20 protein-coding genes are annotated in these 23,334 nt (G+C 67.4%); 3 read left to right on the top strand and 17 right to left on the bottom strand.

Annotated features, from left to right (window positions below; all coding sequences use genetic code 11):
- Positions 1 to 3,033: EAL domain-containing protein (locus N5C25_RS16435; protein WP_279937320.1), on the bottom strand; the 3,033-nt coding region annotated here is incomplete at its 3' end.
- A gap of 176 nt (positions 3,034 to 3,209) precedes the next feature.
- Between N5C25_RS16435 and N5C25_RS16430 the strand changes: the two genes are divergently transcribed.
- Entirely contained in the window at positions 3,210 to 5,321 is a 2,112-nt protein-coding gene (locus tag N5C25_RS16430) for a M13 family metallopeptidase (RefSeq protein ID WP_279937318.1), read from the top strand.
- 113 nt (positions 5,322 to 5,434) lie between these two features.
- Here the strand turns inward: N5C25_RS16430 and N5C25_RS16425 are convergent, their stop codons facing one another.
- Both N5C25_RS16425 and N5C25_RS16420 read right to left on the bottom strand, forming a co-directional pair.
- Positions 5,435 to 6,607 carry an MFS transporter gene (locus N5C25_RS16425; RefSeq protein WP_111102070.1) on the bottom strand — a complete coding sequence of 391 codons (1,173 nt, stop codon included), beginning with the start codon at positions 6,605 to 6,607 and terminating at the stop codon, positions 5,435 to 5,437.
- On the bottom strand, positions 6,604 to 7,818 hold the full coding sequence (locus tag N5C25_RS16420) for an MFS transporter (protein WP_279937316.1): 1,215 nt from the start codon (positions 7,816 to 7,818) through the stop codon (positions 6,604 to 6,606). Before N5C25_RS16420 ends, N5C25_RS16425 begins: the two co-directional genes overlap by 4 nt.
- A 133-nt stretch (positions 7,819 to 7,951) precedes the next feature.
- Here N5C25_RS16420 and N5C25_RS16415 point away from each other — a divergent pair, with 133 nt between their 5' ends.
- Complete coding sequence (locus tag N5C25_RS16415) at positions 7,952 to 8,539, top strand: TetR family transcriptional regulator (RefSeq protein ID WP_058980715.1); 588 nt, start codon at positions 7,952 to 7,954, stop codon at positions 8,537 to 8,539.
- 109 nt (positions 8,540 to 8,648) lie between these two features.
- Here N5C25_RS16415 and N5C25_RS16410 read toward each other — a convergent pair whose 3' ends face one another.
- Positions 8,649 to 9,578 carry an oxygenase MpaB family protein gene (locus tag N5C25_RS16410; protein WP_251102574.1) on the bottom strand — a complete coding sequence of 310 codons (930 nt, stop codon included), beginning with the start codon at positions 9,576 to 9,578 and terminating at the stop codon, positions 8,649 to 8,651.
- 309 nt (positions 9,579 to 9,887) lie between these two features.
- Here N5C25_RS16410 and N5C25_RS16405 point away from each other — a divergent pair, with 309 nt between their 5' ends.
- Positions 9,888 to 10,502, top strand: a complete 615-nt coding sequence (locus N5C25_RS16405; protein WP_021204368.1) for a hypothetical protein — start codon at positions 9,888 to 9,890, stop codon at positions 10,500 to 10,502.
- 39 nt (positions 10,503 to 10,541) lie between these two features.
- Here the strand turns inward: N5C25_RS16405 and N5C25_RS16400 are convergent, their stop codons facing one another.
- From N5C25_RS16400 to N5C25_RS16340, 13 genes are all read right to left on the bottom strand, one after another.
- Entirely contained in the window at positions 10,542 to 10,886 is a 345-nt protein-coding gene (locus N5C25_RS16400) for a hypothetical protein (RefSeq protein WP_031270794.1), read from the bottom strand.
- Between the two features lie 36 nt (positions 10,887 to 10,922).
- Complete coding sequence (locus N5C25_RS16395) at positions 10,923 to 11,693, bottom strand: LytTR family DNA-binding domain-containing protein (RefSeq protein WP_279937313.1); 771 nt, start codon at positions 11,691 to 11,693, stop codon at positions 10,923 to 10,925.
- Positions 11,683 to 12,942 (bottom strand): histidine kinase, encoded by a 1,260-nt coding sequence (locus tag N5C25_RS16390; protein ID WP_279937312.1) that lies wholly within the window; start codon positions 12,940 to 12,942, stop codon positions 11,683 to 11,685. The genes N5C25_RS16395 and N5C25_RS16390 overlap by 11 nt, the downstream gene beginning before the upstream one ends.
- 188 nt (positions 12,943 to 13,130) lie before the next feature.
- On the bottom strand, positions 13,131 to 14,780 hold the full coding sequence (locus N5C25_RS16385) for a M28 family metallopeptidase (RefSeq protein ID WP_058980726.1): 1,650 nt from the start codon (positions 14,778 to 14,780) through the stop codon (positions 13,131 to 13,133).
- Positions 14,781 to 15,101: 321 nt separating this feature from the next.
- Positions 15,102 to 16,748 (bottom strand): CsgG/HfaB family protein, encoded by a 1,647-nt coding sequence (locus N5C25_RS16380; RefSeq protein ID WP_279937309.1) that lies wholly within the window; start codon positions 16,746 to 16,748, stop codon positions 15,102 to 15,104.
- A 16-nt stretch (positions 16,749 to 16,764) separates the two neighbouring features.
- Entirely contained in the window at positions 16,765 to 17,442 is a 678-nt protein-coding gene (locus N5C25_RS16375; protein ID WP_021202156.1) for a hypothetical protein, read from the bottom strand.
- Between the two features lie 99 nt (positions 17,443 to 17,541).
- Positions 17,542 to 18,642 carry a hypothetical protein gene (locus tag N5C25_RS16370; protein ID WP_032953880.1) on the bottom strand — a complete coding sequence of 367 codons (1,101 nt, stop codon included), beginning with the start codon at positions 18,640 to 18,642 and terminating at the stop codon, positions 17,542 to 17,544.
- Positions 18,633 to 19,829, bottom strand: a complete 1,197-nt coding sequence (locus N5C25_RS16365; protein WP_058980732.1) for a hypothetical protein — start codon at positions 19,827 to 19,829, stop codon at positions 18,633 to 18,635. Before N5C25_RS16365 ends, N5C25_RS16370 begins: the two co-directional genes overlap by 10 nt.
- Positions 19,830 to 19,935: 106 nt before the next feature.
- The gene (locus tag N5C25_RS16360; RefSeq protein ID WP_058980734.1) at positions 19,936 to 21,198 is read right to left on the bottom strand and encodes a sigma-70 family RNA polymerase sigma factor; all 1,263 of its coding nucleotides are present in this window, start codon (positions 21,196 to 21,198) and stop codon (positions 19,936 to 19,938) included.
- Positions 21,199 to 21,243: 45 nt separating this feature from the next.
- On the bottom strand, positions 21,244 to 21,600 hold the full coding sequence (locus tag N5C25_RS16355; RefSeq protein WP_014645774.1) for a DUF1428 domain-containing protein: 357 nt from the start codon (positions 21,598 to 21,600) through the stop codon (positions 21,244 to 21,246).
- 24 nt (positions 21,601 to 21,624) lie between these two features.
- Complete coding sequence (locus tag N5C25_RS16350; protein ID WP_279937306.1) at positions 21,625 to 22,035, bottom strand: VOC family protein; 411 nt, start codon at positions 22,033 to 22,035, stop codon at positions 21,625 to 21,627.
- A gap of 33 nt (positions 22,036 to 22,068) precedes the next feature.
- Positions 22,069 to 22,491, bottom strand: a complete 423-nt coding sequence (locus tag N5C25_RS16345) for a VOC family protein (protein ID WP_279937304.1) — start codon at positions 22,489 to 22,491, stop codon at positions 22,069 to 22,071.
- Positions 22,492 to 22,558: 67 nt separating this feature from the next.
- Entirely contained in the window at positions 22,559 to 22,972 is a 414-nt protein-coding gene (locus tag N5C25_RS16340; protein ID WP_279937303.1) for a YciI family protein, read from the bottom strand.
- Positions 22,973 to 23,334: the final 362 nt, after the last annotated feature.

Genomic DNA, 23,334 nt, shown 5'->3' with positions numbered 1-23,334 from the left:
GATCCGCTCCAGCGGTGCCGGCCGCCCCAGCAGGTAGCCCTGCACCTGGTCGCAGCCGTGCGCGGCCAGCCAGTCCAGCTGCCCCGGTGTTTCCACGCCTTCGGCAATGATGGTCAGGCCCATGCTGTGGCCCAGCGACAGCAATGCGCGGCAGATCGAGGCGTTGCGCGGATTGGTTTCCACGTCGGCGACGAAACTGCGATCGATCTTCAGGATGTCCAGCGGCAGGTGCTGCAGGTAGGACATGCTGGAATAGCCGGTGCCGAAATCATCCAGCGACACGCTGATGCCCTGCTCGTGCAGGCGTTGCATGGTCTGCATCGCCTGCGCCGGCTTGCGCATCAGGCTGCTCTCGGTCAGCTCCACGTGCAGTGCGCCGCGGGCCAGTCCGAACTCCTGCTGGACGCGGGTGAATTCGGCCACCAGGTCGCTGTTGAAGAACTGCACTGCCGACACGTTGACCGCGATCGGCAGCTCGCCCCAACCGGCGTCGACCAGACGGCGCTGCGCCTTCGCCGCGGCGCGGATCACCCAGCGGCCCAGCGCCAGGATCAACCCGGTGTCCTCGCACAGCTGGATGAACTCGTTGGGCGGGATGAAGCTGCCATCGGCCTGCGGCCAGCGCAGCAGGGCCTCCAGCGCGGCCGGGCTGCCATCGCTGGCGTGCCGGATCGGCTGGAAGTACAGCTGGAACTCGTTGTCGATGGCGGCATGGATGCGCCCGGCCAGGCGCAACCGATCGGCCAGCCGCGTGGTCACCGCCGCATCGAACCAGACCACCACGTTGCCCTCGGCACGCGCCGCGTGCGCGGCCTGCGCGGCCATGCCGATCACCTGTTCGGCGCCATGGCCGTCACCGGCGACATGCACGGCCACGCCGATACGCGGCTCGAACTGGTGCAGCGAGTCCTTGCCGCGCATCGGCGCCGACACGATCTGCAGCAGGTCGTCCAGCACGCGCTGGGTATCGTGCCCGGCACCGATGGCCAAGACGAAATCTTCGGCCGGCTGGAACGCCAGCGTGCCATAGCGCGCGCCCAGGCCCCCGAGCCGGGTCGCCATCGACTGCAGTACCGCATCGCCGATCTCGCGGCCAAGCGTATCGGCCACCAGCTGCAGGCCGCGCAGCTGTACGAAGGCGATGGTATAGCCCTCGCCCTGCCCATCCAGCTGTTCGGTCAGGGCGCGCACATTGAGCAGGCCGGTGGCCGGGTTGTGCCGTGCCTGGTAGGCCAGGTCGCGCTCGTAGGCCAACCGTTCGCTCACATCCTCGGCCAGCACCAGGCACGCGGGCTGTCCGTCGAAATCGAGTTTGGACAGGTGTGCGCGCACCTCGAACACGCTGCCGTCCTTGCGCCGGTGCAGGCGCACGGTCGCGTCCGGAGGATCGCCCACCTGTGCGCGCTGGATGGCACCACGCACCTCGTCCCAGCCCTCGCGCGGGCGGATGTCGAGGATGCTCATCGCCAGGAACTCCTCGCGGCTGTAGCCGTACTGGCGCACGGCGGCATCGTTGACCTCGATGAAGCGCAGCGTGTCCGGGTCGAATACCCAGAACGGCGCCGGATTGCGGTCGAACAGCAGGCGGAAGCGGCGTTCCACTTCGCTCATCTGCTCGCGCGCCTGATAGCGTTCGCTCAGGTCGGTCAGCGCACCGATCATGCGCCGCTCGCTGTCGGCCACTTCCACCCGCTGCCCACGTGCCCCGACCCAGCGCACCTCGCCTCCGGGCAGCACCAGGCGGAATACCTGGTCGAGCACCGCGCCGCCGGCGAAGGCCTGGTCGAAGGCCTGCTGCAGGCGTGCGGCGTCGTCGCGATGCACGCGTGCGAAGAAATCGGCCACCGGCAGGGCATCGGTCTGCACGCCGAAGATCTCGCGCGCCAGGGGTGACCAGCGCAGCAGCGCGGCATCCTCGTCCACGTACCAGGTGCAGACACGCCCGACCTGGTGCGCAAGGCGCAGCTCGGCGTGGCCGGCCTTCAGCTCTTCGGCCATCGACTGCTGGCTGCGGGTGGTTCGCCGCACCGCATACAACAGCACCAGCAGCAGCACGATGTAGGCCAGTACGATTGCCACAGATGCCTGCAGGTAGGGCCACCACGGTGCCAGCACGTCTTCGTCGGCCAGGCCCACCTGCACCGCCAGCGGACTGCGTTCGAGCGTGCTGATGGTGAGGATGCGCGGTACGCCATCCACCACGCCCGGCATGCTGCCCAGCTCGACCACTGCCTGCGTGCCGAGCAGGTCACGGCGTGGCAGGTCATAGCGGTGGCCCACCGTGCCATGCGGGTCAGGCACGCGGGCCAGCATGTAGCCTTCGGCATCGCTGATCGAGACCAGTCCCTTGGGGCCGACGTCGAGGCCACCGACGATGCGCTGCAGTTCGCCGCAGCGCAGCCGTGCCAGCAGCCAGCGTTCGCCGGCCATCGGCAGCGCCAGCGGGACCACCCAACCGCCATCGCTGGCCCGCTGCGGCGGGCCGATGTACAGCGCGCTGCCCTGGCCACGACGCTGCGGGTCGGTCCACAGCGGCAGCTGCAGGTCGCCCTCGCCGGCCGTCAGCGGTCGGCCATGGCGGTCGAGCACGGCGATGCTGTGCAGTTCGGCATGCCGGCCCAGCACCCCGCCGATGGATGCATCCAGCAGGGCCGGCGCCTGCGCCGGCACGCTGCGGAACAGCTCGGCGGCGTCGGCGGCGATGCCGGACATGGCCCGCTCCAGGTTGCGCAGTTCCAGCGCCAGCAGGCGCTCGCTGCCCACCGCCAGCGCGCGGCTCTGGCGCTGCGCCGCTTCCAGACGGCGGTGGTAGTCATTGACCAGCATGAGGGTCAGCCCGGTGACCAGCAGCACGCCCAGCAGCACTCCGCCCCAGGTAATGGCGCGCAGCGGCCGGGCCAACGCGCGTTTCAGCGCGGGCATCGGCGGGTGTTCCTTGTGCAGTCGGCTGGCTTCATGCGCGAACGAATCCTCCACGTCCCCGACCTCAACGGCCGGTGGACGCCATTCTTGACGCCTGACCCACCCCCGCATGGCCACCTCCCCGTGTCCGCGCAGGGTTCCAGGGTCCAGCATGCACCACGTCGCTCACGGCGTGAAGGTCGGTTCCACGTGTTCAGCCAGATCCTGCACAGCACAGGACGCAGCACAGGGCCGCCAGGCGGGCCGGCGCAGATTAGACTTGGCGTTTTCCGCCGCAAGAGAAGTCCATGTCCAAGCTGCGCCGTCCCACCCTGGCGCTGGCCATCGTTGCCAGCCTGTCCCTGGCCGCCTGTGACCGCCCGGCCGAGCCGGCCGCCACGGCCACCGCGCCGGCCGATGCCACCCCCGCTGCGGCCAAGCCGATGCTGGGCAGCTTCGGCTTCGATGCCAGCGGCATGGACCGCAGCATTGCCGCCGGCGATGACTTCTTTGGCTTCGCCAACGGCACCTGGGTCAAGAACACCGAGATTCCGGCCGACCGGTCGCGCTTCGGCAGCTTCAACGTCATTGCCGAGAAGACCCTGGCCGACACCCGCGCCATTCTCGAAGGGGCCGCCGGCAACACCCAGGCCAGCGGTGACGACATGCTGATCGGCGATTACTACGCCGCTTACATGGACGAGGCCGGCATCGAGCAGCGCGGCGTTGCACCCGTGGAGCCGCAGCTGAAGGCGATCGATGCCATCACCGACAAGGCCGGCCTGGCACGCGCCCTGGGCGGCGATGTGCGCGCCGACGTCGACCTGCTCAATGCGACCAACTTCTACACCGACCGCCTGTTCGGCCTGTGGGTGTCGGTGGACCTGCTGCAGCCGGACCGCAATGCGCCGTACCTGGTGCAGGGCGGCCTGGGCATGCCCGACCGCGATTTCTACCTGGGCGGCGGCCGCATGGCCGAACTGCGCAAGCAGTACCAGGCCTACATCGCACAGATGCTGCAGCTGGCCGGCGTCGCCGATCCGGCCGGCAAGGCACAACGCATTCTCGCGCTGGAGACGAAGATCGCGCAGGCACATGCCACCCAGGAAGAAACCAATGATGTGACCAAGGGTGCCAATCCCTGGACCCAGGCCGACTTCAATGCCAAGGCGCCCGGCATGGACTGGAACGCCTTCCTCGACGCGGCCGCGCTGGGCAAGCAGCAGGACTTCATCGTCTGGCAGCCCAAGGCCGTGGCCGGCCTGTCCAGGCTGGTCGCCACCGAGCCACTGGAGGTGTGGAAGGACTACCTGGCCTTCCACGCGCTGGACCGTGCCGCCGCCTACCTGCCGAAGAAATTCGCCGATGCCCGCTTCGCCTTCCACGGCACCGCGCTGAGCGGCACGCCGCAGCAGAGCGACCGCTGGAAGCGCGCGGTGGACGATGCCAACCACGCAGTGGGCGAAGCGATCGGCAAGCGTTACGTCGAAAAGCACTTCGACGCGAAGACCAAGGAACGCGCGGACGAGATGGCCAAGAACATCATTGCCGCCTTCGCCAAGCGCATCGACGCGCTGGCGTGGATGTCGCCGCAGACCAAGGCGAGCGCCAAGGCGAAGGTGGCCGGCCTGACCGTGGGCATGGGCTATCCGGAAAAGTGGCGCGACTACACCGGCCTTGAGATCCACCGTGATGACCCGCTGGGCAATGCGCAGCGCGCCGAGCTGTTCGAGTACCAGCGCAACATCGCCAAGCTGGGCAAGCCGGTCGACCACGGCGAGTGGGCGATGCTGCCGCAGACCATCAACGCGATGAATGTGCCGCTGGAAAACCGCCTGGTGTTCCCGGCCGCGATCCTGCAGCCGCCGTTCTTCGACGGCGCCGCCGACGACGCGGTGAACTATGGTGCGATCGGCGCCGTGATCGGCCACGAGATCAGCCACGGTTTCGACAACGCGGGCGCACTGTTCGATGAAACCGGCAAGCTGCACAACTGGTGGACCGCCGAGGACCTGAAGCAGTTCAACGCCGCCGGCGATGCGCTGGCCGCGCAGTTCAGCAGCTACGAGCCGTTCCCGGGCGTGCATGTGAATGGCAAGCTGACCCTGGGCGAGAACATCGCCGACGTGGCCGGCCTGGGTACCGCCTACGACGCCTACCAGCTGTCGCTGCAGGGCAAGCCGGGCCAGACCCTGGAAGGCTTCACCCCGGACCAGCGCTTCTTCCTCGGCTTTGCCCAGGCCTGGCGCAGCAAGAGCCGCGAGCAGGCGCTGCGCAACTCGCTGCTGACCGATGTGCATGCACCGGGCCAGTTCCGCGCACTCACCGTGCGCAACATCGACGCGTGGTACCCGGCGTTCGACGTGAAGGAAGGCCAGAAGCTGTACCTGGCCCCGGACAAGCGGGTCAAGGTGTGGTGACCTGACTGGAACGGGCGCCGCAAGGCGCCCGTTTCATTTCCCGGTAGCGGCCAACCTTGGTCGGCACATGCCCCGCTCCGGTGGGTGCCAACCTTGGTTGGCATGGCACGGATCTACCTGCCGGTGGTGGCAACCATCAGCAGAGCACTCCCCGCCAACACCGCCGCAGCCCACAGCGTGGCGTGCAGCCCGATGCCATCCAGCAGTAGTCCACCGCCCCACGCCCCGAGCGCGATGCCGATGTTGAATACACCCACATACAGCGCGGTGGCGATCTCCACGGCCTGCGGCACCGCTTTCATCATCCAGCTCATCAGGCCCACCGATACACCGCCATAGGCCAGGCCCCACAGCAGCAGCACCGCGATGCCAGCGGACGGTGTGTTTCCCACCCACAGGAACAACAGCGGCGTCAGCATCAGGCCCGATGCGATCGCCAGCACCGTGCCACGTGGATGGCGTGCTGCCAGCGGCCCGGCGATGAAGTTGCCGGCGATGCCAGCCAGGCCGTAGGCAAACAGCAGTGCACCGATCCACGACGCATCCATGCTGGAGAGGCACGTCAGCAGCGGCCGCACATAGGTGAAGGCGATGAAGTGCCCGGACACCAGCAGCACGGTCAGCCACAGGCCACGCCGCAGGTCGCGCTGGCCAAGCTGCTGCACGAACTGCCGCAGCCGCACCGATGTACTGACAGGCAACGCAGGAACGACCCGCAGATGCAGCAGCATCACCGCCGCACTGAACAACGCCAGCGCCACGAACGCGCTGCGCCAGCCCAATGCATCCCCGATCAGCGCGCCCAGTGGCACGCCCAGCACCGATGCCGCGGCCACGCCACCGAAGATGATCGAGGTGGCCAGGCCCATGCGTTGCGCAGGTACCAGGCGCGCTGCCAGCCCACCGGCGATGGCCCAGATGCCGCCCATGCAGAACCCCACCAGCACGCGCGCGGCCAACAGCCAGCCGATGCCCGGTGCCAGCGCCGATGCAAGGTTGGCGACCAGCAGCAGCCCCAGCAGCGCGCACAGGATGCGGCGACGATCGATGCCACCGGCTGCGATCACCACCAGCGGTGCGAACAGGGCCGCCAGCAGGGCCGGCAGCGAGATCATCAGACCGGCGGTACCAGTGGACGCGCCGAGATCTTCGGCGATAGGGGTAAGCAGGCCCACCGGCAGCATTTCAGTGGTGACCACCGAGAAGGTGGCGAGGCCGACGGCGGAAACTGCCCACCACGGATGGCGGGGCACAGGCGCGGCGTGCGCAGGCGATGAACCGCTCACGGGATGATTCCTTCAGGGGATGTGGATGCAGCAGACGGGCGCAGTGCACGTTGCGCGAGCATGGCGAACAGCAGCACGCCACCGCCTGCCAACAGCGCAACGACAAAGCCGCTGCGCACGCCCCCCGCATCGACGCTCTGGCCGGACAGCGCCGCACCCAGCGCCACGCCGATGTTCAATCCGGCCAGCAACCAGGTCATGCCCTCGGTCAGGCGCGATTCGGGCACGTGCTGTTCGACCAGCGACATCGCCACGATCATCGTCGGCGCGAAGAACACCCCGGCCAGCAGCACGGCAAAGGCCAGTGCAGGCAGGTTGCCCACCCACAGCAACGGCAACGTGGTCAGTGCGGTGGCCGCTGCGCCGGCCAGCAACAGGCGCGGCAACGGTGCCTGCAGCTTCAGTGCACCGAACAGCAGGCCCGCTGTGCAGCTGCCCAGCGCATAGGCCGACAGCACCGCGCTGGCGGCAAGCGGCTGGCCCCGCTCTTCGGCGAACGCCACGCTGGTGATGTCGACGGTGCCCACAATCACGCCCATCGCCAGCATCAGCAACGCCAGCAAGCGGATCTCCGGCTGCCGCAGCAACGAACGCGAGGGTGCGGCACCTTCGCGGTGCTGCAGCGGCGGCTCGGTGCCACGCTGCATTACCAGTGCGGCCACTCCAAACACCAGCAGCAATGCTGCCGCCAGCACGCCCGCCTGCGGCCACACTGCAACCGACAATCCCACCGACAGCGGTGGCCCGGCGATGAAGGTCACCTCGTCGAACACGGTCTCCAGCGAATACGCGGTCTGCAGCTGCGCGCGTCCGCGATGGATCGCGGTCCAGCGCGCGCGCACCATCGCCGACACGCTGGGCATGCAACCGGCCAGCATCGCCGCAATGAACAGCGTCCAGTCCGGCGCGGCCAGCAGCGTGCACGCGAGCAGCAACAGCAGCCCCGTCGCACTGGCCGCCGTGGCCCACGGCAGCACCCTGCCCTGGCCCCGGTGGTCAACCCAGCGCGACACCTGCGGTGACAGCAGCGCGTAGGTCAGCACGAACGTGGCCGACACCGCACCAGCCAGTGCATAGCTGCCGCGCAGCTGCGACAGCAGGGTGATGATGCCGATACCGGTCATCGGCAGCGGCAGGCGTGCCAGCAACCCGGCCAGGGCGAGGCCGGCGGTGCCGGGGGCCGCGAACAGGTCGCGATAGGGGGTGGCCATCAGGATCTCCAGGGCAGCGACTTGCCTGGCGCACGGCGCGCCACGACAATACATACAGAACGTATGAATAAGAGGCTACATTCATACGCGCCGTATGTAAACAATCATGCATTGTGTATGTAAGGAGTTCCGGATGGTTCGTCGCACCCGCGCCGAGATGGAAGAAACCCGCGCCACCCTGCTGGCCACCGCCCGTCGCGTCTTCAGCGCGCATGGCTATGCCGCCACCTCGATGGATGACCTGACCGCCCAGGCCGGGCTCACCCGCGGTGCGCTGTACCACCACTTCGGCGACAAGAAGGGGCTGCTGGCCGCAGTGGTCGCCCAGCTGGATGCCGAGACCGACCAGCGCCTGCAGGCGATCAGTGACAGCGCCGACGATGCCTGGGAGGGCTTCGTGCAGCGATGCCGCGCCTATCTGGAGATGGCGCTGGAACCGGAGATCCAGCGCATCGTGCTGCGCGATGCACGTGCGGTGCTCGGTGGCGCCTCACCGGAATCGCAGCGCCACTGCGTGCACTCGATGCAGCGGTTGATCGAACAGTTGATCACGCAGAGCGTGGTAGCACCGGTGGATGCGCAGGCGCTGGCGTCGCTGATCTACGGCAGCCTGGCCGAGGCCGCGTTCTGGATCGCCGAAGGAGAGGATGGTGATGCGCGACTGCGTCAGGCGACGGCGGCGCTGGACCTGCTGTTGCGTGGGTTGAAGTCGGCGCGGTGACACGCATCCATGCATGGCATGGATCTGCTGCGGAACCCGCTCGCGTAGATACCACCCTTGGTTGGCGCTTCTGCGGCACCGCGAAAAGCGTGCCAACCAAGGTTGGCACCTACCAGGCAACTGCGGGCCACTCGCGCAGGATCTCCACCGGCACGCCCATCCGCGCGCAGGCGCGGCTGGCCAGGCCATCGGGCAGCGCGCGGCGGAACAGCGGCGCCATGCCCTGCATCAACTTCGCTGAAGCTGCCGCCTGCGCACGCTGGCGACCATTGCGTTCCAGCATGCCCTCGGCCCAGTCCGGCAGCAGCGCCGCGCCTGCACCCAGAAACACTTCGCGCGACAGCCCCGGCACCGGTACCGGCAGGCGCACGCCGGACAACACCTCCAGCACTTCACGCGAGCGCTCGTCCACACGCAGCTCCGGTTGCCGCGCGCAGAAGTACGCTGCCACCTCGGCTTCGCTGCACGGCACATCCACTGCACCCAGCGCCTCGGCCACACGGCGGTACTCATCGTAGTAGCGGTCGGCGATGTCCCCCGGCACCTCGCGCCCATAGCGGCGGAAACCCTGCAGGAACCCGAAGGCTTCGGTCACGTGCACCCAGGTCAGCAACTGCGGATCGTCGGCGGCGTAGGGTTCGCCCTGCGCGGTCTGGCCGCGGATCCGTGCATGAATACGGCGCACCTTGGCCACCAGCGCCTCCACTTCGCCAGTGGGCGCGTAGCTGGTGCCGGCAACGAAGGCGGTGGTGCGGCGCAGGCGTCCCACCAGGTCCTGGCGGAAATTGGAGTGGTCGTAGACCCCGGCCAGCGCGCGTGGGTGCAGTGTCTGCAGCATCAGCGCGCACAGGCCACCGGCGAGCATCGAGGGAAATTCGGCGTGCAGCCGCCAGGTGACGCTGTCCGGGCCGAACCAGCCCGGGTCGCCCTGCGGATGGTCGTAGTCGATGCCACTCTGGCCGCGCGGGAAGGCGTCCAGTACCCAGCGCCGGATCGGCGCGGTGACGGGGCGGTAGAGTCGCTGCAGCAAAGCCGGCATCACGGGTCCAGGAAAGTCGGAAGAACGGTCGCATCTTGCGCGGTCGGCCCCGATTCTCCGCGATCACGGCGCAGGCGGCGAGCCTCCCCGCTCAGCGACCGTTTCATGTGCGGCCGCAGCACGTTTCACCCTGCGACATCCTGTCGCAGGGTGTGACCGCGATGATGCAATGCATCAATTTTCACCCCCGCCGGGCAAACCCTTGCACCGCTTGGCATTGCCCCCGTTGCACCGCCCGCTGGAAGTGCTAGAACTGGACCCGCCACACCGTCCAATGCTGATCGACGCACGTTCCACAAGGAGCCAGCCATGATTGCTTTGTTCAAGGGTTTGGGAATTCTGCTTCGCGACAACGAGCTCTACAGCAGCCCGTTCGACAAACAGGTGGCGCACTGGCGCAACCTCAGCGAGCAGCAGATCCGCGATGAAGTGGCGGTGCTGGCCCAGGCCAAGTGCCAGTGGCTGATCGCATCGATCATCGGCTGGCAGGCAGCCTCTCTGCTGATCCTGGGCCTGATCGCCAACTACCTGTGGCGCGATGACTTCCATATCACCTTCACCCGCGTGGTGATCGTGTTCGGCTCATGGGTATCGATCCTGTTCGTGATCTGGTTCATGGCCAACATGTTCGATCAGCAAGCCGGCTTCGAGCGCTGGATGAAGGCCTTCAACAGCCGCGCCCGCATCAGTTCCAAGGCCGACAGCGTGGAGCACGTGGCCGAGGCACTGGACCTGGCCGAGCACTACCCGGAAGTGCTGGACTACAAGCAGGCGGTCACCACCAAGCGCGAACTGCGCCACGAGGACATCCGCATCATGACCGAGATCGGGCGGATGAAGCAGCACTCGGAGCTGGTCGGACGCCTGAACCACGTCGGCGAAACCGAACACCATCACGAGCTGACGCTGCAGCCTGCCTACTGACCCTTCAGCGAAGCGGGGGGATCCACACTGCCACCGTGATCACTCGCGGTGGCAGTGTTCTATCGGGTCCTGGCTGACGCACTGGCGGAAGCCGTCGGGCAGGCCACGCATGGCCTCGGTCTTGCCTGCCGCAACCGCAAACCGACGCAGCGGCGGCGTGGTGCACGCGGCATCGGTGCTGCACGCTGGGTCCAGCACCAGGTAATGGCAGTGGCCACTGCTGCTGGCAATGCACTGAAAGCGCGCCTCGCCGTCGACCACCGTACTCTTGCTGTACAGCGTGTCCACGCCGTTGGCATGGGTGCGGGTGATCGAGGTGTTGCGGGATTTTTCGCAGCCGGCCAGTGCCAGCACGGCAACGCACGCAATCAGCAGACGGGACATGTTCATTCCTCGGTGCAGGGGGGGATGCGGCTGCGGCTACATGCCGCGGAACAGGCTCATGAACGGTTGGCTGACCACCAGCGTTTCCGTTCGGCCGCGCAGGCGCAGCACGCCCCGCCCGGTATCGTCGCGGCTGACCGCCGCCACGGCCTTCATGTTGACGATGGTCGAGCGGTGGATCTGGCGGAAATGCTGCGGGTCGAGCACTTTCAGCAGTTCGCGCAACGGCGTGCGCAACAGGCTCTCGCCGGCAGCGGTGACCACGGTGGTGTACTTGTTGTCGGCACGGAAGTAGGCGACATCTTCCAGCATGATCAGCTGCGTCTCGCGGCCGTTGCTGGCAGTGATCCAGGCCAGCGGCGGGCGCTCGGCAGCACCCTGCGATGGACCCAGCCGCTGCAGCAGGCGTTCAAGCACGGCGTCATCCTGGCGCGTCGATGGCAGCCGCGACAGGATGCGCTCACGCGTCGCCAGCAGGCGTTCGTCACTGACCGGCTTCAGAAGGTAATCCATCGCGCCCTGCTCGAACGCGTCGATGGCGTACTGGTCATAGGCGGTGACGAACACCACCTGGGTACGCGGGCTCAGCTCGGACAGCGAGCGCGCAACTTCGATGCCACTGATGCCGGGCATGCGGATGTCGAGGAACGCAATGTCCGGCTGCGTCTCGGCCAGTTGCTCCAGCGCGCTGGCGCCGTCCTCGCACTCGGCCACCAGCTTCAGGTCCGGCCACAGCCGGCGAAGTTGCTCCACCAGCGACTGCCGCAGCAGTTCTTCGTCTTCAGCGATCAGTGCCTCAAGCGGCATGGCTGCGCTCCTTGTGCGACTGCGGCAGGGTCATGGTCGCGGCCACGCCGCTGGGGAAATTGGCCACGATCGCCACACCGGCCTGCTCACCGCAGGTCAGGCGCAGGCGCTCGCGCAGGTTCTTCAGGCCGATGCCGGTACCGCTGGTGCCCTGACCGAAGCCGAGCCCGTCGTCGGCGACGGTCACGGTCACGTGGTCATCGAAACCACGCGCGAGGATCCAGATCGTGCCACCGCCGGGCTTGGGTTCCAGGCCGTGCTTGATCGCGTTTTCCAACAGTGTCTGCAACGCCATCGCCGGCAGATGCACGCCATGCAGTTCATTGGGCACCTGCACTTCCACCGCCAGCCGGGCGCCCATGCGGATGCGCAGGATCTCCAGGTAGGCGCGGGTGCGTTCCAGCTCCACTCCCAGCGTGGAGACCGATTCGTCCACCTGTGGCAACGAGCTGCGCAGGTACTGGATCAGGTGGCCGAGCATCTGCTCGGCACGTGCCGGGTCGGTGCGGGTCAGCACCTGCGCATTGGCCAGCGTGTTGTAGAGGAAGTGCGGCTCCACCTGCGCATGCAGCAGGTTCAGGCGCGCCACCGACAGCTCCTTTTCCACCTGGGTCTGCTCGGCGGCCGCCTGCTCGTCACGTCGCTGGTCGGCCACGCGACGGCTGATCGCACGCGTGACCGCTTCGGCGTTCTCGAAGTTGCTTCCCTCATCCAGCGCCAGCAGATCGGCCCACCAGCCAGCATCCGGCTCGAACAGCAGGGTGACCGTGCTGGTGCCCTGTCCCGGGGTGACCGTGGCCAGCACGCTGTTGCGCTTGATCGCCAGCCGCGCGGGCAGGTTCCAGCGCGAGGGCTGACGCCCATTCCAGAGATCCACGCGGCGAACATAGGCGCGCACCTGCAGGCTGCCGGCCGAGCTTTCCACATCCTCCACGCGGGGAAGTTCGGCGATGGCCGCTTCCACTACCGAGAACGCGTGGCCGGCGTCCATCGGCAGTTCGATCTGGCGGCGCTGGCGCCCGGACAAGGTGGTGGCATCCAGGCGACCGGCCACCAGCCAGACGCGGCGGATATGGGTGATGGCACTGCCCAGCGCGGAAATGATCAGGAACATCGCCAGCAGGCCGAAAATCCAGCCCGGGCCATCGTTCATGCCACTGAAGATGCCGCTCCAGACCATGCCTGCGACGAACAGCGCCGCAGCCCAGGCCAGCAGATGACGTAACAGGAGAGAAAGGCTGGCGAACACGGCGGCGCCTTGGAGGAAGGGGGTGAGCCGAGCATAGGGCGGCCCGCCGGGCAAGCAAGCGGGCTGCGACGAAGGGCGGGAAAGCGGGGATGGAAGCGGCTCTGGCAGTGCCGGCCGCTGGCCGGCACCCCGTCATCGCCGCAAGCCTCGCAGCAATGCCGGCCAGCGGCCGGCACTACCGGTGCTTCTTATTCGCGCTGGTCGGCGCTGGCGTCGCGTACGGCGCGGAACGACTCGTCCTTGCTCCAGTTCGGCCAGGCACGGGAGTTGGCCAGCTGGTTGCCCAGCGTGTACAGCACTTCCAGGTCGCGGGCAGCACCGGCGAACACCCAGTCCGGCTGCCATTCGTCGCCCTGCTGGTGGTAGCGCTTGGCGGTGTAGTCTTCCGAGGCCTTCTTGCCCGCAGCCACGCCACCGTCCACCCAGTCCTGGCCGGCCGACCACGACAGTGCCGGCACGCCACGCTTGGCGAACGGGAAGTGATCGGAGCGGAAGAACAGGCCCGCTTCCGGCTTCGGGTCCGGCGTGTAGCGGATATCCCATCCCTTGGCCACGTCCTTCAGCTGGTCCAGCAGCTCGAAGCGCGCGGCGCCGTAGATGCCGAAATCGCGCGACGGACCGAACGGCGCCATGCCATCCATGTTGATCACCGCCACGGTCTTTTCCAGCGGGTACAGCGGATGGGTGGCGTAGTACTCCGAACCCAGCAGGCCCTTTTCCTCGGCGGTGACTGCCAGGAACAGCACTGACCTCTCCGGGCGCTTGGCCTTGGCGAAACCACGGGCCAGCTCGATCAGCGAGGCAGTACCGCTGGCATTGTCCAGCGCACCGTTGAAGATGCGATCACCGCGCGCGTCCGGCTCGCCCACGCCGATGTGGTCCCAGTGCGCGCTGTAGACGATGGTCTCGTCCGGGTGGCGGCTGCCTTCCAGGCGTGCGGCCACGTTGTGCGAGGTGATCACTTCGGTCTTCACCGCGTACTTCGCGTCCAGGCTGGCGCCGGTCAGCGGCACCGGGGTGAAGTCGCGCTGCTGCGCCTTCTTCTTCAGCGCCTCGAAGTCCTGGCCGGCCGAGCGGAACAGCTCCACCGCCAGATCGCGCTGGATCCAGCCTTCCAGCAGCGGGTGGCTGTCGGCCGGGTTGTCGCGCACCACGTCGAACATGGTGTTGGTGTTGGAGCCGGCCACGGTGGCCCAGCCGTACGACGCCGGTGCGGTCTCGTGCACGATCAGCACGCCCAGCGCGCCTTGGCGTGCACCTTCCTCGTACTTGTAGGTCCAACGGCCGTAGTAGGTCATGCCCTTGCCGTCGAAGTCGCCCTGGCCGGTCTCGAAGTCCGGGTCGTTGATCAGTACGACGGCGATCTTGCCCTTCAGGTCCACGCCCTTGAAGTCGTCCCAGTTGCGCTCCGGGGCCTTCACGCCGTAGCCGAGGAACACCAGCGGCGCCTTGCTGATATCGACGTTGCTGGCGCCGTTCATGGCGGCGCGCACGGCAATCTGCTTGCCCTGCTCCAGCGGCAGGGTCTTGCCGCCCTGGTGCAGCGCCAGCTGCGGTGCGCCGACGATGTCGCCCTTGCGCAGCGGCACGGCCTGGGTCCACAGGCGCTTGCCATCCTTGAGGTCACCGCCCGGCTGCAGGCCGGCATCGGCGAACTGCTTGCTGAGGAAGGCGATGGTCTTTTCTTCGCCGGCGGTGGCCGGGGAGCGGCCTTCGTAGGCGTCGGAGGCCAGTTCCTTGACGTCGGCGGAGATCCGCGCGCCGTCGAATTTCGGGGTGGCCGCCATCAGTGCGCTCGACACCGACAGGGCCAGCACGCCCAGTACTACTCGTTTCATTGCTCTCTCCAGCAGGAAATCCTTCTGGAGTGTAATGGGATTCGGCAGGGCTGCGCCCTGCACCTGCCGAAACAACGGCAACAGCCGAAGCAACAGCAAAGGCTGGTTTCCTGAGGGTAGGCGGGGTGGGTCCGGTTGCGGGGGACGCCGTAAACCCGTCCTTGAAGTGCCCCCCGCAACCGGACCCACCCCGCCTTCGACAGCTTCCCGCTGCTGTTGGTGGGTGTCGACCTTGGTCGACACGGACTGAAACAGGAAGGGGTCAGATCCCTTTCCCGGCGGGAAAGGGCTCTGACCCCATCGGTGTGTTGCTTGAGCCTGTTACCAGTTCGGGTCTTCGGCCGGCGCGGCAGCGGGCTTGGGCTTCGGCTTGGCGGCCGGGCGTGCGGCAGTTGCGGGAGCGGCCGGGGCAGTCGCTGCGGCTGCGGCGGCCGCCGGCTTGCTGCCCAGCTTCTGGCGCAGTTCGATCTGGCCCGGGCGGAAGCCGCCGCGCATCGCGTCAACGCCGTCTTCGATGGTGCCGTACGAGGTCTGTGCGGCCACGCGGTCGATGCGGATGGTGCAGCACGGGTGTTCGCTGCGGCCCAGCGAACGGCCGGTCTGCGGGTCCTTCAGTTCCTCGCCCAGGCGCACGGCCTGCCAGCGCTGGCCGGCCTGCACGGTGTCACCGCCCTGGCTCAGCACCACCTGGTCACCGTCCACCGACACCACCGACACCGGAAACAGCGTGGTGACGATGCTGGTGCCGATCTGGCCCGACAGCGATTCCATCATCGCCGCGGCCATGTTGCGGCCGTTGACCACGCGCGGCAGGGTGCTGGGCCCGGTCGAGGCCAGCTGGTGGTCGAAGCTGTCGGACATCACCACCTGGCCGGTGGTGGCGTTGACCAGGCGCAGGGTGATGCGGCCGCCACCGGAGTACGAGGTCACCTGGCGGTCGGACATGCGCAGGTTGCGCACGCTGCGCGGGTACTCGAAGCGTTCGATGGTCGGGATCAGGATCAGGTCGGTCGCCAGCTGCTGGCCGACACGGGCAGTGTCCTGCAAACGCACGTTGCCGCTGTTGATGTGGTCGATCTCGGCCTGCAGTTCGTCGCCGAACTCACGGTCCAGCACGATGAAGCGCTGGGTCTGGGTCAGCGTGTCGGACAGGCGTGCGCGGATCGCGTCGGCCACTTCATCGGCGCTCACGCGGCCATCGCCCACGGCATAGCTGCCGGCCTTGGTACGCGGCAGCGCGACCACGATCTTCGGCTTGCCCTGCTCGTCCGGTGCGCGGTACTGGGCGATCTGGGCACGTACGCGTACCTTCCAGTAGCTGCGCATGCTGCGGTGGGTCACGTCGGAATCGAACGAGCTGGCGCCACGCTTGGCTTCGACGTTGACCTTCTCGTCGTAGCTCTGCTTGACACTGGCCGAAGCCGAACCGCTCTTGGCCGAGGCTTCGCCGGACGCACTGGCCGACGCCGAGCCCTTGAAGCTCCAGCCTTCGTCGCTGGCGCGCACGCGGGCGATGGTTTCCTCGTCCAGCTGCCGCACTTCTTCCTGCGACAGGATTTCATAGCCCAGCACCGCGCCCTGCGAGCCGGCGATCATCTGCTGGGTGAACGCGTCGGCGCGGATGTCGCCGACGTGTTCGTCATCCACATCCACATGCAGGCCTGCACGCAGGCCCTGCATCTGGCTGGCCACGCGTACGCCGTTGACCTGCGCCACCGCCGACTGCAACGCCGCCAGCACCGCCAGTTCCGGGGTGCTGCCGATGCCGTCGGCCTCGCGCGCGACCTGGGTGGTGCCGCCGAAATCCGGCGTGCCACGCAGGGGCGCCGCTTCCACTGGCGTATTGCTGGCCAGTGCACTGGTTGCCTTTTCCTTGGCGGGCGCGGCAGCCGGGGCGTCCTGCTCGCCACAGGCTGCAAGCAGCGCGGCAACCAGGCCCAGGCCGATCAAACGGTAGGTCATACGCATGAAGATTCGCCTCGGATCAGAGCGTGTCGAGCATCGAATCGGCGTTGGACGGCACCTTCACCTTGCTCTTCCTGGCGAAGGTCACGGCCGACTTGGTCGAGCCGTACAGGCCCTGGATGAAGCCCGGCGATTCCTTGGCCACCCACGCACCGGCGGCCAGCTTGCGGCCGACGGTCGCCAGCTGGGTCGCGCCCAGGTTCTTCATGCCGGCGGTGAAGTTGCTGGCCTCGCCACCGAGCTTCTGCGCTTCGGCGGCCGACGCCAGCAGCGAGACCAGGCCTTCGGCGTAGTGCTGCTTGGATTCAGCGTTCAGTTCCGGCTGCGCGGCCTGGCGCTCGTTGATCGCAGCCTGCGCCGCTTCGCTGACCGACACCGACTTCTTCATCGCATCGACGCTGACCGAACCCGACGACAGCGCCTGGCGCTCGGCTTCCAGCAGCTGCACCTGCTCGGCCAGGCCGAAGGCACGGGCAAACGAGGTCTGGGCCTGCAGCGAGTGCGACTGCGAGCTGACGAAACGACGCACCAGCGCTTCCTGCGCGGCTTCGTCCGGGGCGGCGGCGCTGGAAGCGCTGCTGCTGGAGGTGCCGGTGGCGGCACCGGCCAGGTCCTTCAGCTTGCCCAGGCCGGCGTGCGCCGGCATCGACAGGGTAGCGGCGGCGATGGCCACGACAAGAGCGGTATTGCGGATCATGAGGATGTCCTTTGGGAGAGACGGCCGCCCAAGCGGCACGTGGGAATCGGTAACCCCAGGCCGATGCCGAGCGGGCTCGGCACCCACCGGGGCGGCGGATCAGCGGACCGCCTTGACGTTCAGTTCGTTGATCATCTGCTGGGCGGCCTTTTCGGCAGCCAGCTGCAGCGCGTTGGTACGGGCCACGGTTTCATTCGGGCCGGTGCCGGAGAACTGCACCGGGCCCACCGACGACACGGTGCGCGGGAAGCGACCGGTCACGTCCAGCACCTTGCCGGTGACCGTGACGAACACGCGGGTGTTGCCACTGGCCGGATCGCGGTCGCGCATGCCGATGTCGAGGGTGCCGACGGCGATGTACGGAATGTTGGCCGCACGGATGCCGTTGGCGGTATCACGCAAGGTGGCCGGGGCCAGGTCGTTGCCGGTGCTGAAGTCCTTGCGGATGCGCTCGATGCTGAGCAGGCCGCGCGACTCGCCCTCCACGTATTCGGCTTCAACCACTTCGTAGCCGGCGGCGCTGAAGGCACCGGTCATCGCGGTGTTCACTTCGGCGGCGTTGGCCACCTTCCAGGTGATGTTGTCGGCGCGTGCGGTGGTGCTGCCACCGCTGGTGACCGACACCGAACCATTCTGGTTGATGCTGCCGTTGGTGCTGACCGAGTTGCCGCGGAAGCTGTCGCCCTCACGGGTGTTCTCGCTGTAGCTGCTGCTGGCGTCGACGCGGCGGTATTCCTTGTCCTGGAACGACTGCACGGTGTCCTGCGAGCGCGCCATGAACAGGAAGGTCAGCAGCGAGCGCTGCGCGGCGGTGGCACCGGCCACGGCCGAACCCGCATCCAGCTTGGTCTGCAGCAGGGTGGTGTTGATCTCGGCGCGGACAGTGACGGTGTAGGTCTTGGCCTTCTTGTCTTCGGTGTCCGACAGCTGCACGGCGCTGAGCACGTAGCGATCGATCTCGCCGATGAACTCGGCGCGGCGCGCTTCGAACAGGCGCAGCTTGGCCGCACCGGTTTCGGCGATGTACGCCTCCAGTGCATTGACCTTGGCCTTGTTCAGGGCCTGGGCACGGGTGTCGGCACTCAGGCGCAGGCCGTAGCTGGCCGAGCCGGTGCCGCGCGAACTCGCGGTCTGCGCAGCGACCGGCGAGGCCACCACCAGCGCGATGAGGATGAGCAGGATGGTACGCATCAACGACATGACTTGATCAACTCCTGAAGGGCTTGGGTCTGCTGCTGCAACGGGCGGCCGCCCGGCTTCTGTTCGTCCAGCCAAGCGCGCGAATCGGCACGCTTGGCGGCGGCGCCGGCGAAGGCATCGAGCCCGGCCAGCAGGGTTTCGTAGCTGGCCGACCACTGGTCGACCTGCCACTGCGTGACCGGCACCACCTTGGTGGCCCCCTTGCGCAGCGGCTGTTCGAAATAGACCTTGCCGGAGAAGGGCTCGGTCACTTTGGCGGTGAAGAAGGCGCCGAACAGCATCGTCTTCATCGCCGGGGTTTCATTGATGACGCCGTTCTTCAGCGCATCGACCTGCACAGTGATGACGTAGTCCGGCTCGGGGATCTTCAGCTGGTAGACCTTGCCGTCGGCAAAGCGGGCGGCCATCGCACCACCGATCGCCTGGCCCGAGGCCGGCGGCAGCAGGCCGACGCCGGCATTGGACGACAGCGTCTTGGACAGTTCATGGGCCAGCGTGGCGCGCAGCGGAGTTTCCCACTTCGGGTCGGGCAGCTTGGCGCGGACCGCGTCGGACAGGGTTACGCCACCGACCTGCAGGCGACGCACGGCGGCATCGGGCAGCTTGGCCTGGGCGAGACTGGCGGCCAGCACCTGCGACAGGCTGGTATCGGCGCTGCCGTACAGCAGATCGGCGACGATCGCGTCGATATCGTCGTTGTCCGGGCGGTAGTCCTGCACGTCGATGCGTTGCAGCGTGAGCGGATAGGACGCGATCACCTGGCGCTCGCGGAAGTCGAAGAACAACGCCTGCAGCGCCACTTCCACCAACACCTTGTACTGGTCACCGATCGGCTCGACCGAGACCAGTTCGCGGTCCAGCGCGGCGGCCAGCACGGTGGCGCTGGTGGTGCCGTCGAGCATCGCCACCGGCTGGTCGATCAGCTCCAGGTGGGCCGGTGCGCGGCGCTTGAGCGACTGCGCCAGCGTCTGGTTCAGCGGGACCAGGCCACGCCGTTCCAGCACCGCATGCGCATGTGGCGTGGTCGCCTGCACGGCGGCGGCGTCAGCGGTATAGGCAAAACCGGCCCAATAGGCCTGCTGCGATTTGTCCGCGGCCTGCACGGCCGTCGGCCATACGGCCAGGCACAGGGCACAGGCAAGCAGGCGCGCAAAAGCGCGCGATGCGCTCTTCGTCCTTGAATACATCCAACCGCTCCTCGGTCAATACGCACGGAATGCGGACGCTGATGCGTCCGCTGGGCGCGAAACATAGCCGCTCAGGCGCGCGGCGACAAGTGCTGTCCTTGTCGGCTCAGTCTGTGCCGGGCAGGCCCGCCCGTTGCCGCAGCAATCCGCGCTCGGCCCGGTTCTGGCTGAGCCGAGCTGCCTCGCCAAAAGCGTCACGCGCATCCTGCTCACGCCCCAGTGCCTGCAACAGCTCGCCACGAACCACCTGCAGCGGCGCATAGTCGCGCAGGCGCGCGTCGACCAGCAAGGGCTGCAGCTGCGCCCAGGCGGCAAAGGGGCCCTCGCTGCGCAGGATCGCCACCACCCGGTTCAATGCCACCACCGGTGAAGGTTGCACCTGCAGCAGCTGTGCATAGAGCGCCGCAATTCGCGGCCAGTCGGTATCCTCGGCGCGACGCGCCGCTGCATGGCACGCTGCGATGCGCGCCTGCAGTACATAAGGATCATCGTCGCCGCCGGCGGCCAGAGCGCGCGCCAGCACCTGCTGCCCGCGTTCGATCTGCAGCCAGTCCCAGCGCGCGCGGTTCTGCTGGTCCAGCAGCACCGGCACGCCCTGCGCATCGGTTCGCGCTGCGGCACGCGAGGCCTGCAGCTCCATCAGGGCCAGCAGGCCCAGCACCGGCGGCACCGGCAACCGGTGCGCCATGATGCGCGCGAGCCGAAGTGCCTCCTCGCACAGCGCCGGCCGCATCCAGTCATCGCCAGCGCTGGCCGCATAGCCTTCGTTGAACACCAGGTAGATCGCCTCCAGCACCGATCCGAGCCGCTCGGGCATCGCGTCAGCACGCGGGACCTCGTAGGGCACCTGCTTCTGCGCCAGGGTGCGCTTGGCGCGCACGATGCGCTGGGCGATGGTCGGCTCCGGCTGCAGGAACGCACGTGCGATCTCGACGGTGGTCAGGCCACCGAGCAGGCGCAGGGTCAGTGCCACCCGCGCATCGGCCGGCAGCACCGGATGGCAGGCCACGAACATCAGCCGCAGCAGATCGTCGCCCAGGTCATCCTCCAGCGCCTGGCTGTCATCGGGTGCCGGCAGCGCGGCCGGATGCAGTTCCTCGCCCCACTGCGCATGCTGCTGCGTCACCCGCTGGTGCTGGCGCAGCACATCGATGGCACGGTTGCGCGCGGTGGTCATCAGCCAGGCTCCGGGGTTGTCCGGGATGCCCTGTTCCGGCCAGCGCTCCAGCGCGGCCAGCCAGGTGTCCTGGGCCAGCTCCTCGGCACGGCCGACATCACCGCCGAGCAGCCGCGCCAGGCGCGCGATCAACACTGGCGACTCCATCCGCCAGAGGGTTTCCAGACGCTGCGTCAGTGCGGGATCGAGCATGCGCCGATCACAACACGCACGCCCGGCCCGCACAAGCGCCGCAGCTCACGCTTCAACAATCGGCTTGAAGCCGCCCCAGAACATGCGCCTGGTATCGAACGGCATGTCCTTCGGGCCCAGCGACGCCAGCCGCGGGTCGGCCATCACCTTTGCGTTGATGCGGTCGCGTGCCGCGCGCGAGCGGAACACCACGAAGGCGACGATCACCGTCTCGCCCGGTTTCGCCTTGACCGCACGCGGGAACGAGGTGCTCTTGCCCGGTTCCACATCGTCGGCCACGCATTCCATGTACTGCAGCGCGCCATGGTCCTTCCACACCGCGCCGGCCTTGCGGGCAAGGCGGCGGTAGGCCGCCACCTTGTCCTGTGGGCACGGCAGCACGTAAGCATCCACGTAAGCCATGTGGGTTCTCCCTTGCGGCGGCCGTCAGCCCGGCTCGCCGTCCATGTGTGCGATTTCCCAGAGATGGCCATCCAGGTCCTGGAAGCCGCGCTGGTACATGAAGCCCAGGTCGCGCGCCGGCTGCGGTTCGCTGGCGCCGGCGGCCAGTGCCTTGTCCACCAACAGGTCCACCGCCTTGCGGCTGTCGGCCGACAGGCAGGTGATCACCTCGGTGTGGCTGTGCGCATCAGCAATCGCCTTGTTGGTGAACTGCTTGAAGAACGGCTGGGTCAGCAGCATCACGAAGATGCTCTCGCTGATGACCATGCAGGCCGCATCGTCATTGGTGAAGGTCGGGTTGAAGCTGTAGCCCAGCGCGGAGAAGAACGCCTTCGACTTCTCCAGGTCCTGCACGGGCAGGTTGACGAAGATCATCTGCGGTTGTGGTGCACTCATCGTTGAAGCTCCTTGTAGATGAAAGAGACAGGATCAGGGTTGCTTCATGCAGTTGACCATCCACGGCTTGCCGTAGCGGTCGATCAGCATGCCCCAACGATGTGCCCAGAACGTTTCGGCGATCGGCATCTGCACCTGGCCACCTTCGGCCAGCGCCGCGAACACGCGTTCGGCTTCTTCGATGCTGTCCACATCGACATTGATGGTGGTCGAACCACCCTCGCCGCCGCCGGGGCCGTCGGCTGCCATCAGGATGGCGTTGCCGATCTCGAGCTGGCTGTGCGCGACGTTGTCGAGGGTTTCCGGTGGCATTTCGTTGCAGCCCGGCGAGCCATCGGAGAGCGGCATGTCGCGGTACTTCATTTCCGAGGTGACCTGGCCACCGAGTGCCTTGGCGTAGAACGCCATCGCCTCATGGGCCTGGCCGCTGAAGCCGAGGAAGGGAATCAGTCTCATGGCAATACTCCGTTGTGCGATTCAGGGTGGTAGTGCCGGGGCGTGCCCGGCTGGGAGAGGAATCGGGTCAGCCTTCCAGCTGTGCACGCAGACGCTGTTCCTGCTGCTGTAATTCGGGGGTGAAGGCTTCACCAAAGTCTTCTGCGGAGATCAGGGGACGCAGTTCCAGCGTGCCGCCCTCGCCGAACGGCGCACGGCTGGCCCATTCAACGGCCTCGTCCAGCGACCGCACCCCCCACAACCAGAAGCCGGCGATCTGTTCGCTGGCAGGACCGAACGGACCGGCCTCGACCTTGGGTGCCCCGCCGCCGAAGTGAATGCGGCGACCGCGCTGGGTGGCGTGCAGGCCTTCACCGGCCAGCATGATGCCGGCGGCCACCAGTTGTTCGTTGAAGGCGCCCATTTCGGACAGTTCCTGTTCGCTGGGCATGCGGCCGGCTTCGGAGTCGGCGTTGGCCTTCACGATCACCATCACTTTCATTGCGGTCTCCCGTGGGGACGCGTGGTGCGTGCCCTTCACTGGGTACAACGAACCAGGGGGCTGGGAATCGACACGTCTGTTGGAAATTTTTTTCTTGCGCGGAAAAGCGCGCCTTCGGCGAGGGTCGGCGAACGGCGGAGCCCCTCCGTGGTGGGGTTGGGTTGGTCTCTGAAAGCTCGGTTGATGGGTTTGGCCGGGTGGGGAGGCAGGGCAGGGGGCGCTGCAAGTACGTCCATGTAAGCTCGGTCGCCGCATCCATGCGGCTCACGCCCCTGCGCAACCCACCCGGCCACGGACACATTGCGGCGGCGTCCTACCACGGAATCAACAGAAGAAAGCAAAAGCAAAAGCAAACGCGGGTC

Source organism: Stenotrophomonas sp. GD03958, from assembly GCF_029839005.1.
Classification (GTDB): Bacteria; Pseudomonadota; Gammaproteobacteria; order Xanthomonadales; family Xanthomonadaceae; genus Stenotrophomonas; species Stenotrophomonas hibiscicola.
The sequence above is the reverse complement of the archived record's forward strand: the minus strand, read 5'-3'. Positions and strand labels throughout refer to the sequence as shown.

Coding starts and splice junctions, on each gene's coding strand:
- N5C25_RS16430 (WP_279937318.1), top strand. CDS start 3,210: ATGTCCAAGCTGCGCCGTCCCACCCTGGCGCTGGCCATCGTTGCCAGC.
- N5C25_RS16420 (WP_279937316.1), bottom strand. CDS start 7,818: ATGGCCACCCCCTATCGCGACCTGTTCGCGGCCCCCGGCACCGCCGGC.
- N5C25_RS16415 (WP_058980715.1), top strand. CDS start 7,952: ATGGTTCGTCGCACCCGCGCCGAGATGGAAGAAACCCGCGCCACCCTG.
- N5C25_RS16410 (WP_251102574.1), bottom strand. CDS start 9,578: ATGCCGGCTTTGCTGCAGCGACTCTACCGCCCCGTCACCGCGCCGATC.
- N5C25_RS16405 (WP_021204368.1), top strand. CDS start 9,888: ATGATTGCTTTGTTCAAGGGTTTGGGAATTCTGCTTCGCGACAACGAG.
- N5C25_RS16400 (WP_031270794.1), bottom strand. CDS start 10,886: ATGTCCCGTCTGCTGATTGCGTGCGTTGCCGTGCTGGCACTGGCCGGC.
- N5C25_RS16395 (WP_279937313.1), bottom strand. CDS start 11,693: ATGCCGCTTGAGGCACTGATCGCTGAAGACGAAGAACTGCTGCGGCAG.
- N5C25_RS16385 (WP_058980726.1), bottom strand. CDS start 14,780: ATGAAACGAGTAGTACTGGGCGTGCTGGCCCTGTCGGTGTCGAGCGCA.
- N5C25_RS16380 (WP_279937309.1), bottom strand. CDS start 16,748: ATGCGTATGACCTACCGTTTGATCGGCCTGGGCCTGGTTGCCGCGCTG.
- N5C25_RS16375 (WP_021202156.1), bottom strand. CDS start 17,442: ATGATCCGCAATACCGCTCTTGTCGTGGCCATCGCCGCCGCTACCCTG.
- N5C25_RS16370 (WP_032953880.1), bottom strand. CDS start 18,642: ATGTCGTTGATGCGTACCATCCTGCTCATCCTCATCGCGCTGGTGGTG.
- N5C25_RS16365 (WP_058980732.1), bottom strand. CDS start 19,829: ATGTATTCAAGGACGAAGAGCGCATCGCGCGCTTTTGCGCGCCTGCTT.
- N5C25_RS16360 (WP_058980734.1), bottom strand. CDS start 21,198: ATGCTCGATCCCGCACTGACGCAGCGTCTGGAAACCCTCTGGCGGATG.
- N5C25_RS16355 (WP_014645774.1), bottom strand. CDS start 21,600: ATGGCTTACGTGGATGCTTACGTGCTGCCGTGCCCACAGGACAAGGTG.
- N5C25_RS16350 (WP_279937306.1), bottom strand. CDS start 22,035: ATGAGTGCACCACAACCGCAGATGATCTTCGTCAACCTGCCCGTGCAG.
- N5C25_RS16345 (WP_279937304.1), bottom strand. CDS start 22,491: ATGAGACTGATTCCCTTCCTCGGCTTCAGCGGCCAGGCCCATGAGGCG.
- N5C25_RS16340 (WP_279937303.1), bottom strand. CDS start 22,972: ATGAAAGTGATGGTGATCGTGAAGGCCAACGCCGACTCCGAAGCCGGC.